Origin of the sequence: Halorubrum californiense DSM 19288 (assembly GCF_000336875.1) — an archaeon.
In the GTDB taxonomy this organism is placed as follows: domain Archaea; phylum Halobacteriota; class Halobacteria; order Halobacteriales; family Haloferacaceae; genus Halorubrum; species Halorubrum californiense.
In genome coordinates this window covers 1-306 of sequence record NZ_AOJK01000006.1, presented here as the reverse complement: position 1 = coordinate 306, position 306 = coordinate 1, and the positions used below count along the sequence as shown (strand labels likewise).

The window sequence follows — 306 nt, the reverse complement described above, 5'->3', positions numbered from 1 at the left end:
CCCAATAGATAGCAGCCGACCTGTCTCACGACGGTCTAAACCCAGCTCACGACCTCCTTTAATAGGCGAACAACCTCACCCTTGCCCGCTTCTGCACGGGCAGGATGGAGGGAACCGACATCGAGGTAGCAAGCCACCCGGTCGATATGTGCTCTTGCGGGTGACGACTCTGTTATCCCTAAGGTAGCTTTTCTGTCAGCAATTGGCCGCATCAAGCAGCCTAATTGGTTCGCTAGACCACGCTTTCGCGTCAGCGTTCCTCGTTGGGAAGAACACTGTCAGACCATCTTTTGCTCTTGCGCTCTT

Annotated in this window: 1 rRNA gene; it reads right to left on the bottom strand. The window is 54.6% G+C overall.

Annotation, left to right across the window (positions count from 1 at the left end):
* Window positions 1–306: ribosomal RNA gene (locus C463_RS19345) — 23S ribosomal RNA — on the bottom strand; the annotation flags it as partial.